The 20,573-nt window shown below is 73.1% G+C and carries 13 protein-coding genes; 1 reads left to right on the top strand and 12 read right to left on the bottom strand.

Annotated features, from left to right (window positions below; translation table 11 throughout):
- Positions 1-311: 311 nt before the first annotated feature.
- The 12 genes from AB0J72_RS02165 to AB0J72_RS02110 form a co-directional block, all read right to left on the bottom strand.
- Positions 312-2,672, bottom strand: coding sequence for a helix-turn-helix domain-containing protein (locus tag AB0J72_RS02165; RefSeq protein WP_363393481.1), 2,361 nt, complete (start codon positions 2,670-2,672; stop codon positions 312-314).
- A gap of 71 nt (positions 2,673-2,743) precedes the next feature.
- On the bottom strand, positions 2,744-4,903 hold the full coding sequence (locus AB0J72_RS02160) for an MMPL family transporter (protein ID WP_363393479.1): 2,160 nt from the start codon (positions 4,901-4,903) through the stop codon (positions 2,744-2,746).
- Positions 4,904-4,951: 48 nt separating this feature from the next.
- Complete coding sequence (locus AB0J72_RS02155) at positions 4,952-6,109, bottom strand: acyl-CoA dehydrogenase family protein (RefSeq protein WP_344508433.1); 1,158 nt, start codon at positions 6,107-6,109, stop codon at positions 4,952-4,954.
- Between the two features lie 12 nt (positions 6,110-6,121).
- Positions 6,122-7,624: an acyl-CoA carboxylase subunit beta gene (locus AB0J72_RS02150; protein WP_363393476.1), complete on the bottom strand. Its 1,503-nt coding sequence runs from the start codon at positions 7,622-7,624 to the stop codon at positions 6,122-6,124.
- 163 nt (positions 7,625-7,787) lie between these two features.
- Positions 7,788-9,362 carry a chaplin family protein gene (locus tag AB0J72_RS02145; RefSeq protein WP_363393474.1) on the bottom strand — a complete coding sequence of 525 codons (1,575 nt, stop codon included), beginning with the start codon at positions 9,360-9,362 and terminating at the stop codon, positions 7,788-7,790.
- A 246-nt stretch (positions 9,363-9,608) separates the two neighbouring features.
- On the bottom strand, positions 9,609-10,643 hold the full coding sequence (locus tag AB0J72_RS02140; protein ID WP_363393472.1) for a hypothetical protein: 1,035 nt from the start codon (positions 10,641-10,643) through the stop codon (positions 9,609-9,611).
- A gap of 133 nt (positions 10,644-10,776) precedes the next feature.
- Positions 10,777-11,670: a hydroxymethylglutaryl-CoA lyase gene (locus tag AB0J72_RS02135; RefSeq protein WP_344508440.1), complete on the bottom strand. Its 894-nt coding sequence runs from the start codon at positions 11,668-11,670 to the stop codon at positions 10,777-10,779.
- Complete coding sequence (locus AB0J72_RS02130) at positions 11,667-13,019, bottom strand: biotin carboxylase N-terminal domain-containing protein (RefSeq protein WP_363393470.1); 1,353 nt, start codon at positions 13,017-13,019, stop codon at positions 11,667-11,669. Before AB0J72_RS02130 ends, AB0J72_RS02135 begins: the two co-directional genes overlap by 4 nt.
- Positions 13,020-13,087: 68 nt before the next feature.
- Complete coding sequence (locus AB0J72_RS02125) at positions 13,088-13,711, bottom strand: TetR/AcrR family transcriptional regulator (protein WP_360568721.1); 624 nt, start codon at positions 13,709-13,711, stop codon at positions 13,088-13,090.
- Positions 13,712-13,763: 52 nt separating this feature from the next.
- Positions 13,764-16,592: a tetratricopeptide repeat protein gene (locus AB0J72_RS02120; RefSeq protein ID WP_363393468.1), complete on the bottom strand. Its 2,829-nt coding sequence runs from the start codon at positions 16,590-16,592 to the stop codon at positions 13,764-13,766.
- Positions 16,582-18,357, bottom strand: a complete 1,776-nt coding sequence (locus AB0J72_RS02115; protein ID WP_363393466.1) for an HSP90 family protein — start codon at positions 18,355-18,357, stop codon at positions 16,582-16,584. Before AB0J72_RS02115 ends, AB0J72_RS02120 begins: the two co-directional genes overlap by 11 nt.
- A gap of 43 nt (positions 18,358-18,400) precedes the next feature.
- Complete coding sequence (locus AB0J72_RS02110; protein ID WP_363393464.1) at positions 18,401-19,624, bottom strand: hypothetical protein; 1,224 nt, start codon at positions 19,622-19,624, stop codon at positions 18,401-18,403.
- A 61-nt stretch (positions 19,625-19,685) separates the two neighbouring features.
- Here AB0J72_RS02110 and AB0J72_RS02105 point away from each other — a divergent pair, with 61 nt between their 5' ends.
- Complete coding sequence (locus AB0J72_RS02105) at positions 19,686-20,567, top strand: ADP-ribosylglycohydrolase family protein (protein ID WP_363393462.1); 882 nt, start codon at positions 19,686-19,688, stop codon at positions 20,565-20,567.
- Positions 20,568-20,573 lie beyond the last annotated feature (6 nt).

Genomic DNA, 20,573 nt, shown 5'->3' with positions numbered 1-20,573 from the left:
TAGGCGGACACCGCGCGGGCAAGGCGGACACCGCGCGGGCAAGGCGGACACCGCGCGGGCAAGGCGGACACCGCGCGGGCAAGGCGGACACCGCGCGGGCAAGGCGGACACCGCGCCGCGTGAACGAAAGAAAGCGACCGGCAGGATCACCGGCAGCTTCCACCGGCCCGAGGTCGTGAAACCCCCGCAAAGCCACATTCCGGGCCATCGACTTCGTTAGTGTCCGCCCCGGGGAGCAACACCCCCGGGGGACCGGCACGGACGAAGCAGGTGGGACGGCAACACGCGCCCGGGGGGTCTTCGTCCGTGCCCTATCGCTCGGGCGACTCCAGCAGCGCGTGCTCCCGCGGCAGCAGCGCCAGCCCGCCCCGTGCACGGATCCCGGCCAACTCGCCCAGCACCCGCTCCCGGTCGTCCGGCGCGGCGCAGGCGGCCAGTGCGGCGAGCGCCTCCAGTACATCGCGGATGTCATCGCGACCGGCGAGCAGGTTGGCCGCGGATTCGAACGCGACCGCCGCCGCCGGCCGGTCTCCCCGCGCCAGTGCGAGATAGCCGCCGATCATCGCCGTGAACCCGGCGCTCCCGGGCAGCTCGGCCAGCTCGACGAGGACGTCGGCCGCCTCCTGCGGGCGCCCCGACTCGGCGAGTGCCTGCCCGAGCGTGCCGAGCGCCCGGACATGGTGGGTGGGGTCGCCGACCTCCGCGGATGCGAACGCCGCCCGGCGGGCCAGGTCGACGGCCTCGTCGAAGCGGCGGTCCAGGCGGGCGACCTCCGCCAGGTTGGCCTGGGTGAGGGCCTGGACGCGGGCGTCACCGGCCTCGGCGGCGCGCCGCCCGGCGCCGGCCAGCCGGCGGGCCGCGGTGGCCAGGTCGCCGGTGCGGATGTCGTGCCACGCCAGGTTGTTCTGCGAGACGGCGATCTCGCGGATCCGGCCGGTCCGGATCGCCAGCCCGAGCATCGCCTCGGCGTGCCGGCGGGACTCGTCGGCGCCGCCGACCGCCTGCCAGACCCCGGAGAGGACCCCGCGGGCGGCGAGCTCCCCCGCCGCGTCCCCGTGCGCGACGAGCACCTCGAGCGCCGCCTCGGTCGGCCAGAGCTCGGCGAACCCCCGCCCGTGCGCCATCGCGAGCATTCCCGCCGCGACCTGCGCGGTCGCCCGGATCAGCGGGTCGCAGCCGGCGGTGCGCGGGTCGTCGAGCAGCCGCCGCAGCAGGTTGTGCGCCTCGACGTCCCGGCCCCGCAGCCGGCACCAGCGCGGGATCGCCCCGGCGAGGCGCAGCGCGATCACGGGTTCGCGGACGGCGGCGTACCGCAGCGCCGTCCGGATGTCGCTGTTGAGGTAGTCCAGGCGCGACACGGCGGCGCCGCTGGCCGGCCCGACGAGGTCGGTCGCCAGCCGGACGGCGAGCCGGGTGATGACCTCGGCGTGCCGGATGCGCAGGCCGCGCAGCTCGAGGTGCTCGACGCAGCGCTCGGTGGCGAAGTCGCGGACCACGTCGAGGAGGCGGAAGCGCAGGTCGCCGGGGCCGCGGACGCTGACGAGGCCGAGGCCGACGAGCCGGTCGAGCACCGCCTCGGCGTTGAACCCGAGCAGCGCCTCGGCCAGCTCCAGTGACCACCGTCCCCGAAACATCGCCAGCCGGCGGAGCGCGGCCTGCTCCGGCTCGTCCAGCAGGTGGTAGCTCGCGGCGACGGCGTCGCGGAGCCGCTGCCCGGCGGGGTCGGTGGCGGCGAGGTCGAGGACGCGGTTGCCGTAGCGGGACAGCAGCTCCGGCAGCTCGAGGACCCGCCCGCGGGCGGCGGCGAGCTCGATCGCGAGCGGCAGCCCGTCGAGGCGCCGGACCAGCTCGGCGACCGCCGGGATCTCCGCGTCGGGCACCGGCTCGCGCCGCACCTGCCGGAGCCGGTCGAGGAACAGCGCGACCGCCGGCACGCGACGCGCGTCGGCCGCGGAGCCCGGCGCGGACGGCGGCAGCTCCAGCGGCCCGACCTGCCAGTCGACGGCGCCGGGGACCGCACCCGCGAGCGGGCGCCGGCTGGTCGCGAGGATCTTCACCGACGGCACCCGGGCCCGCAGCCAGCCGATCGCCTTGACCGCGCTGCGGTGCGAGCGGTCGATCCCGTCGAGGACCAGCAGGGCCGGCCGGTCTGGCAGCTCCTCGGCGCGGGCGACCCCGAAGACGGCGGCGACCGCGGCGAACACGTCGGTCGGCTGGGACACGTCGGTGATCGTCACGGAGACCGCGGTGCCGCTGGTCGCGTGCGCGACGGCGTGGGCGAGGCCGGTCTTGCCGACGCCCGCGAGCCCGACGAGCGCGACCAGGTCGGCGTGCGCCAGCAGGTCGAGCAGCTCGGCGACGTCGGCGTCGCGGCCGATCAGCGCCGGCGCGGTCGGCAGCGGCAGGGTCGCCGGGGCGGCGGTGACGGTGCCGGTGAGGAAGTCCTCGCGGTCGGTGCCGACGAGGTCGAGGGCGTCGGCGAGCAGCGCGAGGGTGCCCCGCTGCGGCCGCACGACCCGGCCCCGCTCCAGCTCACGCAGGGTGCGCACGCCGAGGCCGGCCCGTGCGGCCAGCTCCTCCTGGGTCAGTCCCCGGGCCAGGCGGCGGGTCCGCAACGCGGCGGCGAACCCTGCCCCGGCGCCCCGCGGATCATGATCCGCAACTGGAGACATGTTGTGGAACAGTACTAATCGGAGCCGTCTGGAAGTAGCCAGGCGTCGGAACTACGACGGTTATCGATGCGTTACCTGCCGTTGGCTCGGTTGTTGCCAAGCGCTGGCACCTCGACGGTCTGATCCTCCGCGACCGGCTTCCCGGCCGTCGCCGGCTTGCGCCTGCCCAGCTGCTTGAGGAAGCTCGGCGCCCACCAGTTCCAGCTGTCGAGCATCGTCATGAGCGCCGGCAGCAGCAGCCCGCGCACCACCGTGACGTCGATGACCACGGCGACCGTCATGCCGACGCCGATCTCCTTCACCGCGACCAGCCCGCCGACGGCGAAGCCGAGGAACACGATGACGATGCAGATCGCGGCCGCCGTCACGACCGGGCCGGACTTCGTGATGCCGCGCAGGACCGCCCGGTTGGTGTCGGGGCGCTGGTCGTACTCCTCCTTGATCCGCGCCAGGAGGAAGACCTCGTAGTCCATCGACAGGCCGAAGATGAACACGAACAGCAGCACCGGCGTCGTCAGGTCGATGCCGCCCCAGGAGTCGAAGAAGAGCGGGATCTGCCCCCAGCCCCACTGGAACACCACGACCAGGACGCCGAGCGTGGCGATCAGGGTCAGCAGGTTCATCAGGACGGCCTTGAGCGGGATGACGACCGAGCCGGTGAGCATGAACAGCACCGCGACGGTCACGATCAGCACGATGAGCGCCGCGATCGGCAGCCGGCGCACGAGGGAGTCCTGGTAGTCGACGACCTCGGCGCTCGGGCCGGTGACCCACTTCGGGAACGGCGTGGGCATGGCCCGCACCTTGCGCACCAGGTCGAGGCCTTCCTGCCCGCCGACCTCGCCCTTCGGGGTCAGGTCGAGGACCGTCCAGCCCTTGGGCACGTCGGGGCGCACCTCCTGGCGGAACACCTGGCCGGTGAGGTCCTTGCTGACCTGGTTCATGAACAGGCGGACGTCGGCGCGCTCGGGGCCGGCCTCCAGCAGCACGACCACGTCTTCCGGGTGCTCGTCGTTGAACTTCTTCTGCAGCGCGTCGTACGCCTGCCGCGCCTCGTTGCTGTGCGGCAGTGCCCGCGCGTCGGAGTTGGCGAAGTTCGCCCCGAGCAGCGGCGCCGCCAGCACCAGCAGGCCCACCGTCACGCCGAGCGCGACCGCCGACGGCGACTGCTGCGCCTTGGTGGCCAGCTTCGCGAGCAGGTCGGTCCTGAAGCTGAACCGGCCCTCGCCGGCCGCCGGGATCCTGTCCTTCGCGAGCGAGAGCAGCGCCGGCACCAGCGTCAGCGCCGCGACCGTCGCCAGCACGACGACGGCGGCCCCGCCGAGCGCGACCGCGGCGAGCAGCGGCTCGGCGAACACGGTCAGCCCCGCGAGGGTCGCCGCGACCGCGACGCCGGAGATCGCGACCGCCCGGCCGGACCGCGCGACCGCCTCGACGAGCGCCTCGGCCGGCTCGTGCGTGAGCCGCTCCTCCCGGAACCGGGCGACGATGAGCAGCGAGTAGTCGACGGCGAGCCCGATCCCGAGCAGCGTCACGACGTTCAGGGAGTATTCGCTCACCCTGGTCGCGAAGCTGAGCACCAAGAGCAGCAGCAGCGACCCCGTGACCCCGACGACCGCGACCGCGAGCGGCAGCCCCGCGGCGACCACCCCGCCGAAGATCAGCACCAGCACGACGAGCAGCGTGACCAGCGCGATGCTCTCCCCGATCGCGAGGTCCCGCACGGACTGCTCGCCGAACGCCCGCTCCGCGATCTTCGTCCCGCCGACCGTCACCTTCGGCGCCTCGATCAGCTTCAGGCGCGCCCTGACCTTGTCCTCGAGCTGCTCGCGGGCGGCCTCACCGAGCTTCGGGTCGAGCTCGACCCGCACCGTCGAGCTCATGTTGTCGGCGCCGATCTGCCCGCCGGGGCCGTTGTAGAGGTCGTTGACCTCCTTCACCCCGGCCATGGCCTTGATCTCCTGGCTGGCCTTGGTGACGCTCGCGTTGAGCCCCGGGTCGTAGACGTCCTTGCCCTCGATGACGGCGATGACCATCGACCCTTCGGGCGCCAGCTCGTCGATGCGCTGCTGCGCGATCGCCGACTCGCTGTCTGCCCGGTTGGTGGTCGTGGTGGCGAGCCGGTCGAACAGCGCGCCACCGAAGACGGCACCGGCCACGGTCACTGCCAGCCACACCCCGATGACAGGCCACCGGTAGCGGTCCATGAGCGTGCCCAGTTTCGCGAACATCGCAGTATGCAAGCACGGCGGTGGAGCGCGGCGAAATCCTCCGTCTTGTTAGAGACCCAACGACCGCGAGATGATCATCCGCTGTACCTCGGACGTGCCCTCACCGATCTCCAGGATCTTCGCGTCGCGCCACATGCGGGCCACGGGCGTCTCGTTCATGAAGCCGTAGCCGCCGTGCACCTGGGTCGCCTCGCGGGCGTTGGTGACCGCGGCGTCGCTGGCCTGCAGCTTGGCGATGGCGGCCTGGCGCTTGAACTCCCGGCCGTTCACCAGCCGGGACGCCGCGTCGTAGTAGGCCAGCCGGGCGGTGTGCGCGCGGGCCTCCATGTCGGCGAGCTTGAACTGGATCGCCTGGTACTCACCGATCGCCTTACCGAACGCCCGGCGCTGCTTGGCGTAGGCCACCGACTCGTCGACGCAGCCCTGGGCGAGCCCGACGCCGAGCGCCGCGAACGCGACCCGCCCCTCGTCGAGGATCTGCAGGAACTGCGCATACCCGCGGCCACGCTGCCCGAGCAGGTTGGCGGCCGGCACCCGGCAGTCGGAGAAGCTCAGCTCGTGCGTGTCGGAGGCGCACCAGCCGACCTTGGAGTAGCCGGGCTGGACCGTGAAGCCGGGCGTGCCGCTCGGCACGATGATCGAGGAGAGCTCCTTCGAGCCGTCCGGGTTGACCCCGGTGACGGCCGTGACGGTGACCAGGGCGGTGATGTCGGTGCCGGAGTTGGTGATGAAGGCCTTCGAGCCGTTGATCACCCATTCGCCGGTGGCCTCGTCCAGCACCGCGCGGGTCTGGGTGCCGCCCGCGTCGGAGCCGGCACCCGGCTCGGTGAGGCCGAAGGCGGCCAGGGCCTCGCCGGTAACGAGCCTCGGCAGCCACTGGGCCCGCTGCTCGTCGGTGCCGAAGCGGTAGATCGGCATGGCACCGAGGGAGATGCCGGCCTCCAGGGTGACCGCGACGGAGGAGTCGACGCGCGCCAGCTCCTCCAGGGCGACGCAGAGGGCGAAGTAGTCGCCGCCCATGCCGCCGTGCTGCTCCGGGAAGGGCAGGCCGAAGAGGCCCATCTTGCCCATCTGGCGCACGATGTCGTACGGGAACGCGTGCCGCTCGTAGTAGTCGCCGATGACCGGTGCCACGACGTCGTTGGCGAACTCGCGAACGCTCTGACGGAGGGCCTCGAGCTCCTCGCCGAGGGTGAAGTCGACCATGACGGGTACCTCTCAGACGGGCGTGACGCCGTGACGGCGGCGCGAGAATTGACGGTCTTTCCCGGTGGCGGCGGCGAACCGGCGGGCCACCTCGGCGCGCAGCGCGCCCGGCTCGACGACCGTGTCGACGACCAGCTCGCTGGCCAGGCGCATGATGTCGATGTCGCGCTCATACTCGGCCCGGGCCGAGGCGACGAACGCGGCGCGCGCCTCGTCGTCGGGCAGCGCGGCGATCTTGTTGGCATAGACCGCGTTGACGGCGGCCTCCGCCCCCATGACGGCGATCTTGGCGGTAGGCAGCGCGATGGTGGCGTCGGGCTCGAACCCCGGGCCGGCCATGGCGTAGAGGCCGGCGCCATACGCCTTGCGGACCACGACGCAGAGCTTGGGCACCGTCGCCTCAGAGATCGCGGTGATCATCTTGGCGCCGTGCCGGATGATGCCCTGCTTCTCCACGGCCGAGCCGACCATGAAGCCGGGCACGTCGGCGAGGAAGAGCAGTGGCACGTTGAACGCGTCGCAGAGCTGCACGAACCGGGTCGCCTTGTCGGCGGAGTCGACGAAGAGCACGCCGCCCTTGAACATCGAGTTGTTGGCGACGACGCCGACGGGCCGGCCGTCGATGCGGGCGAAGCCGACGGTGAGCTCCCGCGCCCACAGCGCCTGGATCTCGAAGAACGAGCCCTCGTCGACGAGACCGCGCACGAACTTGCGCATGTCGAAGGCCTGCCGCTCGCTGGCGGGGATCTCGGGCAGGCCGGTGGCGGCGGCCGCCGCGGCGACCGGCGCGGGCTGCGTCCAGTTGGACGGCAGGTAGGACAGGTAGCGCCGGACCGTCTCGATCGCCTCGGCCTCGGTCTTGCACAGGAAGTGCCCAACGCCGGACTCCGCGCAGTGCACCCGCGCGCCGCCCATCGCCTCGAGGGTGGTCTTCTCGCCGGTGACCATCTCGACCATCCGGTCGGATCCCAGGTACATCGACGCGTTGCCCTCGACCATCGCGACGACGTCGCAGAAGGCGGGGATGTAGGCGCCGCCGGCGGCCGACGGGCCGAACAGGGCGCAGGCCTGCGGGATGCTGCCGCTGGCGCGGACCTGCGTGTGGAAGATGCGCCCGGCGCCCCGCCGGCCGGGGAAGAGCTCGACCTGGTCGGTGATGCGGGCGCCGGCGGAGTCCACCAGGTACACCATGGGGACGCCGGTGTCGTAGGCCTTCTCGATGATCCGGATGATCTTCTCGACGGTGCGGGCGCCCCAGGAGCCGGCCTTGACCGTGGAGTCGTTGGCCATCAGGCAGACGGGGCGGCCGTCGACGGTCGCGGTGCCGGTGATGACGCCGTCAGCCGGCAGGCCGTCGGCCAGCACGTTGGCGAACATCCCGTCCTCGACGAAGGATTCTTCGTCGACGAGCAGGGCAATCCGCTCACGGGCGAAGAGCTTGCCCCGGGCTGCGTTGGCCGCGTGGTACTTCTCGGCACCGCCGGCCTCGACACGCTTCCGAAGCTCCTCCAACATGGCGCGACCTCCGCGTCAGCAACCTGAACGATCGTTATGCCTAACGATCGTTCAGGTTAGCCGAAGCGGAGGTCAAGTACCAATGGCTCGTCGGGCACGGGTCGGTGTGCACCCGGCGGGGCCCCGGGTCCCCCTGCGGATCAGAGGGACCCCAGTACCGGTGTCAGCAGGAGTACGCGACCGCGCCGCCCTGGCTGGACGCCTGCGAGAAGCCGAACAGGCTGATCGCGTTGCCGCTGATGTTGACCGGCACCTGCAGCGTGGTGTCGAACTGGTTGCCGTTCAGCAGACCGGCGTTGTAGCCCGTGGTCCAGTCGCTGCACGAGTTCTTGACGGCGGTCGCGCCGCCGCCGTTGCTCCAGCCGCCGCCGTTGCCACGCCCGTGGCCGTGGCCCCGACCGTGGCCACGGTCGTCGTCGCCGTTGCCGGCGCCGTTGCCGTAGCCACCGTTGCCGTTGCCGTTGCCGTTGCCGTAACCGCCGTTGTTCTGGCCGTTGCCGTAACCGCCGTTGTTGTTGCCGTTGCCGCCACCGTTGCCGTAGCCGCCGTCGTTCGCGGTGCCGGTGCCGGCGCCGTTGCCACGGCTGTGCTCGCTGGTGACCTTCTTGGTCTTCGCCTTGCCGTGCGACGCGGAGGCGCCGTGCGAGCTCATGTTGCTGGCGTTGCCCGCGGCGTTGCCGTACGCGCCGGGGTTGCCGTTGCCGTTGCCGTAGCCACCGTCGTTGTCGGCGTCGTCGTCACCGTAGCCACCGTTGCCGCCACCGTTGCCGTTGTCGTCCCAGTCGCCGTTGTCGCCGCCGTGACCGTGGCCGTGCCCGTGACCGTTGCCGCCGCCCCAGCCGTCGACGGCGACCGCGCCGCCGCCGCAGGAGGCGCTGGAGAAGCCGAGCACCGCGATCGCGTTGCCGCAGACGTTGATCGGCGCCTGGACCGTGGTGTCGAACTGGTTGCCGTTGAGCAGGCCCGCGTTGAAGCCCGTGGTCCAGTCCTCGGTGGTCGCGCTCTCGGTGGAGGCGCTCTCACCCTTGACCGCCCAGGCACCGCCGGCGCTCTGCGCGCTGGAGAAGCCGAACAGGCTGATCGCGTTGCCGCTCAGGTTGACCGGCACCTGCAGCGTGGTGTCGAACTGGTTGCCGTTGAGCACGCCCGCGTTGTAGCCCGAGGTCCAGTCCTCGGTGCGGTTGCCGGTGCTCTCGGTGTAGTCGTCGGCACCGGCGGCGTAGCCACCGTTGTTGTTCCCGGTGTAGCCGCCGTTGCCGCCACCGTTGCCGCCGCCGTGCCCGTGGCCCCGGCCGTGGCCGTGCCCGTGACCCCGGCCGTTGTCGGAGGCCATGCCGCCCTTGACGGCGTACGCGCCGCCCTGGCTGGACGCGCTCGAGAAGCCCAGCACGCTGACGGCGTTGCCGCTGACGTTGACCGGCACCTGGAGGGTGGTGTCGAGCTGGTTGCCGTTGGCGACGCCCGCGTTGTAGCCGGTCGTCCAGTCCTCGGTGGTGGCGCTCTCGGTGTCGACCGCCGCGGCGCCGCCACCGCAGGACGCGTCGGCGAAGCCGAGCACCGCGATCGAGTTGCCGCAGACGTTGACCGGCAGCTGGAGGGTGGTGTCGAACTGATTGCCGTTCAGCAGGCCGGCGTTGTAGCCAGTCGTCCAGTCGGCGTGCGCGGCCCCGCCCGAGATGAGCAGGAAGCCCGCGGAAAGCACGCCCACGTTGAGCGACTTACGAACCCACGTCTTCATGGTGAAAGTGAGACCCTTCGGTAGGTGTTTCTGTTCAGTGCTGCTGGCGTGGGCGCGGATCGGAGCCGCGAAACCTGCGTGCGGGCAGGCTCTGCCCGGCTCCGCCCTGTCGACGTGCGCCCGGATGGTGCGTGTTCGGTGTTGCGAGATGCCGCGATGTGGTCGATGCGGGTCGATGCTGGCCCAGGGGACCCTGGCTGGCTCCGGCTCGGCCCGCTTCGCTTCGCGTCGGCTGGCCGGCCGGCCTCAGTCGGGTGAGACTGTCGGCTCCTCGGCTGCGAGCAGCCGCAGCTCGGCGTCTTCGACCGCATCCAGCCTGAAGGTGACCACCTTCGTGCCGGCCGGAGCGGCGGGCAGCGTGGCGGCGGCGCCACCGTCGTGGTTGACGCCCGAGCCGGTGCCCGGGACCCCCGAGGTGATGCCGGCCGCCGGCGCCGGAACGGGCGCCGGGCGGGGCAGCAGCGGCACGTGGCGCGTACCCTGCGCTTCGGTCCGGTCCGCGACCGGCTTCTCGTGCGTGGCGTCGCCGGCGTCGAGCCGGTCGAGCTGACCCATGGCACGGGAGACGACGACGCGTGTCGAGTCGACGCCGGCACGGGAGGTGCCGGTCGCCGCGGCTACGACGTCGCCGGGTGACCCGACGCCGACCGGCTCGGCCTGGACGGCCGGCTCCTGCGTCTGCGTCTTGCGGGCGATCGTGATGCCGGCTTTTGCCGGCCTCTTGGTGCGTGAGTTCGTGGCGCTCGACGCGTTCACCGTCGTCAAGCGGGGCATCTTGGTGGACACCGGAGTGGCGGCTTTGCCGGCCGCCTTGTCCGTGACCCCGTCGGTCGTGGCCAGGACCGTGCCCGTCACCGGTCGCAGGACGGTCAGCACCGTCCCGGTGAGCAGGTCACCCCTCGACTCGCGCGGCGACACCCCGGAAGGCGCGCCGGAGGACACCCTGGAGGGCACACCGGTGGACCCGATGTGACCGAGGGTGCCGCCACTGGAAGAGGCGTGACCGTCAGCGCCGTGACGGCTGCCGCCGGCGCCGAGGTCGAGCAGGTCGAGTCCCGTCCCGCCGCCCCTGGTGACCAGGTTGGTCACCGGCGCGATCAGGGAGGCCCCGGACGCGAAACCGTCCGAGCCCGACGACTCCGAGGCGTGCGCCGCCGACGCCGACAGCAGCCAGGCCACGCCGGCGAAACCGGCGACGACCAGACCCTTGACGGCGAAACGGGCAGCAGACCGGGCACAGGGGGCCGTGCGCGGGTTGCGCTCGCTCCTCGACCTGGCCATGGCTGCCTCTCAGTACGGGCTCGGTGCCGGGCGGGTCGCCCGACATCTGACAGTTCCGTACTGAGCAACGAATCGTCCCGGCCGGGGACACGCCACTATCCCGGCGAATCGGGCACAAGTGGGACAGCGGGCGTCAGAAAGGGATTCGCGGACCGGCCTTGAGCACGCCCGATGGCAGCTCCCGCCCGACGATCTCCTGCGCCATCGCCGCCGCCTCGATCATCGCCTTGAGGTCGATACCGGTGTCGTGGCCCATGTCGTGCAGCAGGTGCACGACCTCCTCGGTGGCGACGTTGCCGGTGGCTCCCGGCGCGTACGGGCAGCCGCCGAGCCCGCCGACGCTCGCGTCGAACTCGGTGATCCCCAGCTGCATCGCGGTGAGGATGTTCGCGAGGGCGGCGCCGCGGGTGTTGTGGAAGTGCAGCAGCAGCGGCAGGTCGGGGTGGCGGTCGCGGACGAGGCCGACGACGTCCTGCACGCGGCGGGGGGTGGCCATGCCGGTCGTGTCGCCGAACGCGACCCGGTCCGCGCCGTCGGCGACCACCCGGTCGACGATGCCGGCCACCCGCGCCGGGTCGATGTCGCCCTCGAACGGGCAGCCGAAGCTGGTGGAGATGATCACCTCGGCGGTGGCGCCGGCGCCGTGCAGCAGCGCGATCAGCGCGGCGATGTCGTCGAGGGACTCGCCCGTCGACCGGTTCACGTTGCGCTGGTTGTGCGTCTCGGACGCCGACACGACGACCTCGATCTCGCCGAAGCCGGCCTTGAGCGCCCGCTCGGCGCCCCGCGAGTTGGGCACCAGCGCCGAGTAGTGCACCGCGGGGTTCTTGACCGCGGCGGCCCACACCTCGTCGGCGTCGGCCATCTGCGGGATCGCCCTCGGGTGGACGAACGACACCGCCTCGATCCGCCCGACACCGGTCGCGGAGAGCGCGTCGAGCAGCCGTACCTTGGCGGCGGCGGGAACGGGGTCCTCGTTCTGCAGACCGTCGCGGGGCCCGACCTCACGGATGGAAATGAAGCTCACCGCGCACCTCCTGGGCGCATCCGGCTCACGATGCCGGTGTCGTAGTCGCCGGAGAGGAACTCGGCGTTGTCGAGCAGCTCGGCGAAGAACGGCAGGTTGACCTTCGGGCCCACGACCTCGAACCCGGCGACCGCGGCCCGCAGCTTCGCCAGCGCGTCGGCGCGGTCGGTGCCGTGCACGACGAGCTTCGCCATCAGCGAGTCGTAGTTGGGCGTGACGACGTTGCCCGGCCCGTACCCGGCGTCGACGCGCACCCCGTCGCCGGTCGGCTCGACCCAGGTCGTGATCGCGCCGGGGCCGGGCAGGAAGCGCTTCGGGTCCTCGGCGTTGACCCGGACCTCGACGGCGTGGCCGGTGACGCGCAGCGCCGCGGGGTCGAAGGTCGGCGCGAGGCCGGACGCGACCCGCAGCTGCTCCTCGACCAGGTCGATGCCGAACACGGCCTCGGTGACCGGGTGCTCGACCTGCAGGCGCGTGTTCATCTCCAGGAAGAAGAACTGCCCGGAGGTCGGGTCGAACAGGCACTCGACGGTGCCGGCGTTGCGGTAGCCGACCGCCTCGCCCGCCCGGACGGCGGCGGCGAGCAGGTCGGCGCGCTGCCGCGGGTCGAGGGCCGGCGACGGGGTCTCCTCGACGAGCTTCTGGTTGCGCCGCTGCACCGAGCACTCGCGCTCGCCGAGGGCGACGACCCGGCCGTCGGCGAGGCCGAGGATCTGCACCTCGACGTGGCGGACGCGGGGGAAGTAGCGCTCGATGAGCACCGAGCCGTCGCCGAACATCCGCTCGGCGAAGCCGCGGACCTTCTCGTACTCCACGACCAGGGCGGCCTCGTCGGCGGCGACCGCCATGCCCATGCCACCGCCACCCGCGGCGGCCTTCACCATCACGGGGAAGCCGATCGAGGCCGCGGCGGCGACGGCGTCCTCGACGGTGGCGGCGGGGTCGGTGCTGCCCGGCGCGACCGGCACGCCGGCGGCGGCCATGAGGTTCCTGGCGTTGATCTTGTCGCCCATCGCGGCGATCGCGTCCGGCCCGGGACCGACCCAGATCAGGCCGTGCTCGGTGACGGTGGCGGCGAAGGCCGCGTTCTCCGACAGGAAGCCGTAGCCGGGGTGGATCGCCTCCACGCCGGTCGACTTCGCCGCGGCCAGGATCGCTTCGGTGTTGCGGTACGACTGGGCCGGGTTGGCCGGCCCGATCAGCACCGCCTCGTCGGCCTCGCTGACGAAGGGCAGCCCGGCGTCGGCCTCGGAGTGCACGGCGACGGTGTGGATCCGCAGCCTGCGCGCGGTGCGGATGATCCGGCGAGCGATCTCTCCGCGGTTGGCGACGAGCAGCGAACTCAGCATGCGGACCGGCTCCTGTGGATAACTCTGTGGGTTAACACGTGACTGGCCTGTGGATAACCCTCGGAGGGTCACCCTTGCAGCGCGGAGAGTGTCGCGGCGCGCAGCAGCTCGGCGCGGCGGGTCCGGTCGACCTCGCCGCCGAGGAACGGCGTGGAGTTCATCAGACCGAAGGCGGCGTGGGCGAGGACGCGGGCCTCGCCGGCGTTGAGCTCGCCGCGCAGCGCGGTGAGCGTGCTGACCCACTCCTCGACATAGAGCCGCTGCAGGCGCCGGATCTGCCGGCGGGGCTCCTCGGGCAGCCGGTCGAGCTCGTGCAGGTGCAGCGCGATGACCGCCGGGTTGGCCAGGGCGAACTCGACATGGAAGTCGACCAGCGCGGCGAGCGCGGCGGCCGGGTCGTCGGACGAGTCGGCGATGCGCTTCTGCCCGCCGTCGAGCAGCTGCTCGCTGACCGGGATGAGCGCGGCCGCCAGCATCGCCTCCTTGCCGGCGAAGTGGTGGTAGAGGGCCGGGCCGGTCACGCCGGCCGCCGCGCCGATGTCGTCCATCGACACGCCGTGATAGCCGCGGGTCGCGAAGAGCCCGACGGCGATCTCGAGGATCTCCTCCCGCCGTGAGCGGCGGCGTTGTCCGGCAGGCCCGGCACCGCGGGTCTGTGCAGGTGGGCGCACGGACGATTGCTCCAGCGTCATGGGGAAAGCCTAACCTTGTGTCAAGACAACTGCTGAACGGTCGTTAAGTTTGTCACTGCCCGAGGTGGAGCTGACGGATCTCGGCGGCCTCCTCCGAGCGATCCATCGCCTCGAGCGCCTCGGCCAGCATCCAGGCCGCGTTCTGCCCCGCCTGCGAGCCCGCGGGCGCGGCACCGAGCACCGAGCGCAGCAGCGGCTCGGCCGGTGCCGGATCGCCGGAGCGCAGCAGCAGCTCGGCGTGCAGCAGGTCGGCCTCGAGGGCCTCGCCGAGCGCGCCGATGCCGCGCAGCACGTCCGCGGCGCCGCGGACCCGGGCCAGGGCCTCGTCGCCCTGGCCGGCGCCGAGCAGCACCCGCGCCGCGTCGCAGTCGAGCATCGCCCGCTGCCAGACCAGCCACGGCTCGGACGGCCCGACCGTCTGGCTCAACGACGCGGCCAGCGCGTCGGCCTCGGCGAGCGCGGCGAGCGACTCCTCGACGCTACCGGCCCAGCGCAGCGCGAGGGCCCGCATCCGGCGGTTGTACAGCTCGGCCTGGACCACCCCGGCGGCCCCGAACGCGGCCGCGGCCGCACCGAACCGCTCGGCGGCCTGCGCGTCGCGGTCGGCCCGGTAGAGCAGCTGGGCCGCCTCCTGCAGCATCCGGCCGCGGGACTGCAGGTTGTCGAACCCGTCGAGGTTGCCGGCGAGCGTCTCCAGCAGCGCAAGCGCCTGGTCGGGCTCGTCGAGCTCCCGGTAGATCCGCGACAGCAGGTAGCGGGTGCGGTCCGCATACTCCTGGGCGCCGATCCGGTCGAGCACGTCGATCGAGCTCTCCGCCGCCTCGGCCGCGTCGAGCGGCTGCCCGGCCTGGTCATAGGCGCTGGCCAGGTCGAAACGCAGGATCGCGGCGGGCCCGTCCTCGCCGTGCGCGACGTGGTCGGCGATCGCCTCGACGAGGTCGTCGACGGCCTCGGCCGGATGGCCGCCGGCGAGCCTGGCCCGCCCCCGGCCGACCAGCGCCGACAGCCGCGGGTCGCGCTCGACCGCGGCGGCGAGCGCGGCGTCGAACGCCTCCACCGCGGCGTCGAACTGCTCGAGGTTGGCCAGCGCGTGCCCCTGGATCAGCGCCGCGAGCGCCACCGGCGGCGGGTCGCCGAGCCGGCCATACTGCTCGCGGCAGTCGGCGGCGGCCGCCACCGCCTCCTCGAAGCGCTCCAGCACCAGCAGGCACCGGGCGCGCCGCCCGGCCAGCTCGGCCCGCAGCGCCGGGCGGGCCGGCTCCTCGGCGACCGCGGCCTCGACCGCGGCGAGGGCGTCGTCGAGCCGGTCGAGCGCCAGCAGCGGATACTCGAGCCGCAGCCGCGCCTCGGCCCGGGTGTCGGCGTCGCCGATCGCGACGATCCGCTCGGTGACCTCGGTCAGCCGGGCCAGGACCTCCTCCTGCCGGTCCTCGGCGTCGGGGGCGAGCAGCGCGCGGGCCTCGGCGATCAGCGCGGACCGCTCGTCGCCGAGCCGCCGGTGACCGGCGGCGGCCTCCAGGAACGCGGCCTCGGCCACCTCCGGCTCCTGGTCGACGCTCGCGATCCGGCCGCGGCCCTCCACCCGCCGGACCGCCAGCGCGGGCGCCGGGTCGTCGACGAGCTCGTCGAAGCGCTGCCACGCGGCCCGCGCCTCGGTGAAGCGGTACTCCTCGAACAGCTCCTCCGCCCGGTCGAGCAGCTCCGCCGGGTCGGTCGGCAGCGGGCGCGGCGCGCTGGTCGCGGCGGGCGCGGCGGCGGTCCGCAGCGTGCGGGCCACGGCGCTGAGCGGCAGGTGGTCCACGAGCGGCTCGGCCTGCAGCCGGGCCTCGATGAGCCGGCCGATGTTGGATGTGCCGTTGCGGGCGTCGAAGCGCGCCGCCAGGGCCCGCGCCCGCGCGGCGAGCCGCTCGGCGAGCACCGGCGCCGGCAGCCCCTCGGCACCCTCCGGCGCCCGTTCCGCCGCCGGCACCCCGGTGATCACGACCGTGGCGTCGAGGCGGCCGAGCAGCAGCGCCGCGGCGGCGGAGAACCACATGTCGGCCTGCGGGTGCGGGGCCTTGTCGAGCCAGGTCAGGTGCCGCTCGACGATCTCCAGGCCGCGGGTCTCGTTGCCGGTCCGCGCGCAGAACACCACGTGCTCGCCGATGCGCTGCAGGTCGGCGAGGTTGCCCCGCAGGCTGCGGTAGGCGCGGCGGTGCGCGTCGGCGGCCTCCGTGAGCCGGCCGGTGCGCAGATACGGCACCAGCAGCGACGTCAGGATCGACTGGGGCTGCTCGGCGCAGGTGAGGTGGCCGGCGAGCACCGGCTGGGCGAGTGCGACCGCCGCCTCGTCGTCGCCGGCCGACACCAGGTGATACACCTTCGACGTCGGGTCGCAGCCGACGCAGTCGGAGTTGTCGTCGCGAGGCGTCGCGCACCACTGCTCATACCACTCGTCGGCGGCCGGGTCGCCGATGTGCGCGGCCACGGCGTGCCGGTAGGAGTAGACGGCCTGCAGGCTGTGCCCGCCGGCGCGGAAGCGGCGCTCCATGTCGTCGAGCACGTCGTGCGTGCGGCCGAGCGGCACCTCGGGGAACTTCAGCAGGCCCGACACCATGTACTTGAACTGCCACAGCAGCAGTCTCTCGGCGTGCCGGTCGAAGCGGTCCGGGTGCGCGTCGTACTCCGCGCGGCACCACGAGAACGTCACGAACGACTTCGCGGTCTCCCCGCCGTGCACATACGCCGTCGTGGCCTGCATCCGCGCCGCGAAGCGCAGCTCGTCGAAGCCGCCGGCGTCGGCGTGCTGCACGATCTGCTCGACCAGCGCGATCTGGCCACTGCCATAGGGCATGTGGTCGGCCTCGCGCAGGAGGGCCCAGAGCTCGTCTTCAGTCTTCATGCGCGACCGCCTTGTTGAGCAGGCCCAGGAATGAGCTGTTGAGCAGCGCGGCGTCCGCCGGCCGCAGCGGGTGGTGTCCGAGCAGCAGCGCCTGACCGTACAGGCCCTCGACGGCGAGGCGCACCAGGTCCTCGTCGGCGAGCTCGCTGACCCGCCGGACCAGCGGGTTTCGATGGTTCAGCACCAGCTGGGGCCGGTCCTCGTCGTCGGTGCGGGCGAGGGCGTCCAGCACGTCGGCCCACACCTCGTCGACCCGCTCCCGGGTGGCCCGCAGCTCGGCGGCGAACGCGGCCGACCGGTTCACCAGATACATGGCCGGCATGCCCGCCGGGTCGAACGCGCGCAGGACCACCTCGCAGCCGAGCCGGTCCATGGCGCGCTGCGCGCGGGCCACGAACGGCCGCCGGGCCAGCTCCAGCCCCGGCTCCAGCGCGTCGAAGTGCGTGGTCAGGTCGCTGGGCTCGACCCGCTCGATCAGCGCGCCCGGCTCGATCAGCGGCAGCCGCTCGATGAGCTGCGCGTCATACACGTAGCCGGCGTTGACCACCGGCATGCCCTGCGCCGCCGCGACCGCGCCGATCTGGCGGAACTCGTCGACCTGCACCGTGTATCGCACGAGGCCGTGCTGGGCGCGGAAGTCGGCGAGCGTCATCCGGCCCGTGTTGGTCTCCATCGGCCACCAGCGCTCGACCAGGCGCAGCATCTCGTCGTCGTGGACGGCCAGCGCCTTGACGCCGAGGTGGTGGATCTCCAGGAACTCCGCCAGCCGCCGCGGGTCGCGGGTGGCGAGCCGGACCAGCCAGCCGCGCAGCTGGTCGCCGAGCGTCTCGCGGGTCGACTCGAGCAGCTGGTCCTCGTACAGCGCCTCGCGGCTCGCGGTCGGGCGCAGCTCGCCGGCGTCGAACACGCACCGCGCGAAGAACGCCCACTCGGGCAGGACGCCCTCGGCGCCCTCGGCGAGCAGCATCCGCTTGAGGTAGACGCGGTGGCCGGCGCGGGCCGCCGGGTTGGCCGGGGTGGGCAGCACGAACGCGACCCCGGTCAGCCCGGCCTCGGCCACGGTCAGGTCCACCACGTCGAACGGGGTGAACCCGAAGACCTCCCGGCAGTGCGCGACGAGCCGCTCCCGCCGGTTGTCGCCGCCCGCCCGCCACGGCAGGCCGTCGCCGGTGACCTGGACGTCGCCGACCTCGACGGTCACCGGCAGCAGCGAGCCATAGAGGGTCGCGAGCTCGGTCACGGTCCGCCGCAGCAGCCACTGGTCGGCGTCGCGCCGGGGCACCAGCGTCACCGTCGTGCCGACGTGCAGCCGGTCCTCGCCGGCGGGCGCGACGCTGTAGCGGCCGTCGGCGAAGCCGCGCCACAGCACCGTCGGGCTGCCTTCCGCCCTGGTCAGGACCCGGATCTCGTCGGCGACGAGGAAGCAGGAGAGCAGGCCGATGCCGAACTGGCCGAGGAAGTCGTGCCGGGCGAAGCCGAAGTCGTCGCGCTTGGAGCTGCGCCCGATCGTGGCCAGGAACTGGTGGACCTGCTCCTCGGTCAGGCCGATCCCCGTGTCGGACACGCGCAGGGTGCCGTCGCCGGTGACGTCGGGCGGGTCGATGCGCACCCGTGCCGGCGCCGCAGGGTCGAGCGCGCGCCGCGCGGTGATCGCGTCGACGGCATTCTGGAGCAGCTCGCGCACATAAACCCGCGGGCTCGCATAGAGATGGTGGCTGAGCAGGTCCACGACCCCGCGCAGGTCCACCTGGAACGTCCGATCCACGCGCGCACGCTACCGCGACCCACCGACATTCTCCGCCCCGTTCTCACCCCAGCACGTGCTCCACGGCGGTGAGCCCCGGCACTGCGACGGTCGCCACCGGTGCTCCGGTTTCCGGATGCAGCCGGTGTACGGCCTCCGCCTGCCCCACGTACAGCCCCGTGTCCGACACCGCGACGCCCCGCGCGTCGCCCGGCAGGGCCCAGGTCGCCCGCGGCGACTTCGAACCGGTGTCGAACACCTGCACCTGCCGCCCGGCCGCGAGGTACGCCGCCGATCCGGACACCGCCAGCCGGGCCCGGCCCGCCGCCGGCGTGAACCGGAGCTCCTGCGTGACGGCCAGTACATCGGCGGAAATGACCGCAAGAACACCCTTGCCCGCGTCGGCGACCCACACCTCGTCGCCGCGCTGCGCGATCGTCAGCCCCTCGACCGGCCCCGTGCCGAACGACGACGGCAGATCGACGCAGACCGCCCACCCGTCGGCGACGCTGAGCGTGTGCACGAACGCGTGCACGTCCGGCCTGCCGTCCCGCGCCCCCGTCTCCGGGTGCAGCAGGTCGCGGACGTGCACGTGGTCCGGCTGGTGGCTGTACAGGGTGAAGAGCCGCTGCCGCCGGGCGTCGAAGACCGCCTGCCGCCCTTCGCCGCGCATCTGCTCCTCCGCGCCCTCCGGCACGAGGACCTTCACGCCCGCTTCCGCGTTCGGCAGGTTCAGCGCGGTGAGCTGCCCCGCCGCGAGATCGAGGACCCGCACCCGGTAGCTGTCCGGATGCTCCGGGGGCAGCATGTCCAGCACGAAGAGGCTCGTGCCGGTGGAGGAGAACGCCTCAGGCTGCACGAACCCCGGCAGCTTCAGCCGGTGCCGCTCGCCCGCCGGCCCGGCGACCACGATCGTCGTCTCCAGCCGCCCCGCGGGATCGCCGTCGACGAGCGCGACCAGCCCGGCGTCGGGTGCGACCGCGGCCAGCCGGCCGGCGCCCCGCACCGTCGTCTGCGCGACGACGTCGCCGGTGCGCGCGTCCCGGGTGACGACGCGCGACGCGCCCGGCTCGGCGACGGCGCTGACGAGCCGCCTGCCGTCGGCGGTCGCGAGGGTCGCCGCAGGTGTCACAACCCTCCGGCCGGTGCCGGACTCCACGACGGTCATCCCGTCCCCGACGGAGACGGCGAGCAGCTCACCGGGCTCCACCTTCTTCGGCTTCGAGCCGGAGCCGCAGGACGCCATCAGGACGGCCCCGCCCAGGCCGAGCAGTTCACGACGCTTCATGCCCACCACGAGCCGCGATCCGCCGGCTCCGTTCCCGGCCCGCATCGACTATTTTCGGCGGGTGGATCTCCGCGCCGCGCTCGACAGTCTGACCGGTCTCTCCGTCGGCGACGCGCTCGCCGCGCCGTTCGAGATGCACCCGCCGCTGCCCGCCGGTGCCGGATTCGTCCCGCCGCCGGCGCCGTGGCGCTGGACCGATGACACCGAGATGGCCTGCACGCTGCTGGAAGGGCTCCGCCGGGACGGCCGGGTCGACCAGGACTGGCTGGCGGGCGCGTTCGCGCAGCGCTGGAGCCGCGACCGGGGCTACGGCCGCGGCGCACGGTCGCTGCTGACCAGCATCGACGAGGGTGTCCCGTGGCGGGTCGCCGCGGGCGCGCTGTTCGCCGGCCGCGGCTCCGCGGGCAACGGGGCGGCGATGCGGGTCGCGCCGCTGGGCGCGTTCTTCTCCGGCGACCCCGACGTCGCGGCGCGGCAGGCAGCACTGTCGGCGGAGGTCACCCACCGGCATCCGGAAGGCGTGTCGGGTGCCGTCGCGGTCGCCGTCGCGGCGGCGCTCGCGGCCCGGCACACGCCGCGCGAGTCGCTGCTGCGCATGGTGCTCAACGCATTGCCGCCGTCCGACGTCCGGGACGGCATCGGCCGCGCCGCCCGCATGGCGGAGACGTCCGATCCCGGGGACGTCGCCGCGGAGGTCGGTAACGGCGCACACGCATTGGCGCAGGACACCGTGCCGTTCGCGCTGTGGGTGGCCGCGCGGTATCTCGACGACTATCCGGAGGCATTGGCGGCGTGTGTACGGGTGGGCGGCGACACCGATTCGATGTGCGCGATCGCCGGCGGCGTCATCGCGGCGCACACGGGTGTCGGCGCCCGCGGTGACACGGTCGGCGTGCCGCCGGAATGGATCGAGTCACGTGAACCGCTACCCACGTGGGCCTGAATACTC

It is taken from the genome of Dactylosporangium sp. NPDC049742 (assembly GCF_040674675.1).
GTDB lineage: Bacteria > Actinomycetota > Actinomycetes > Mycobacteriales > Micromonosporaceae > Dactylosporangium > Dactylosporangium maewongense.
The sequence above is the reverse complement of the archived record's forward strand: the minus strand, read 5'-3'. Positions and strand labels throughout refer to the sequence as shown.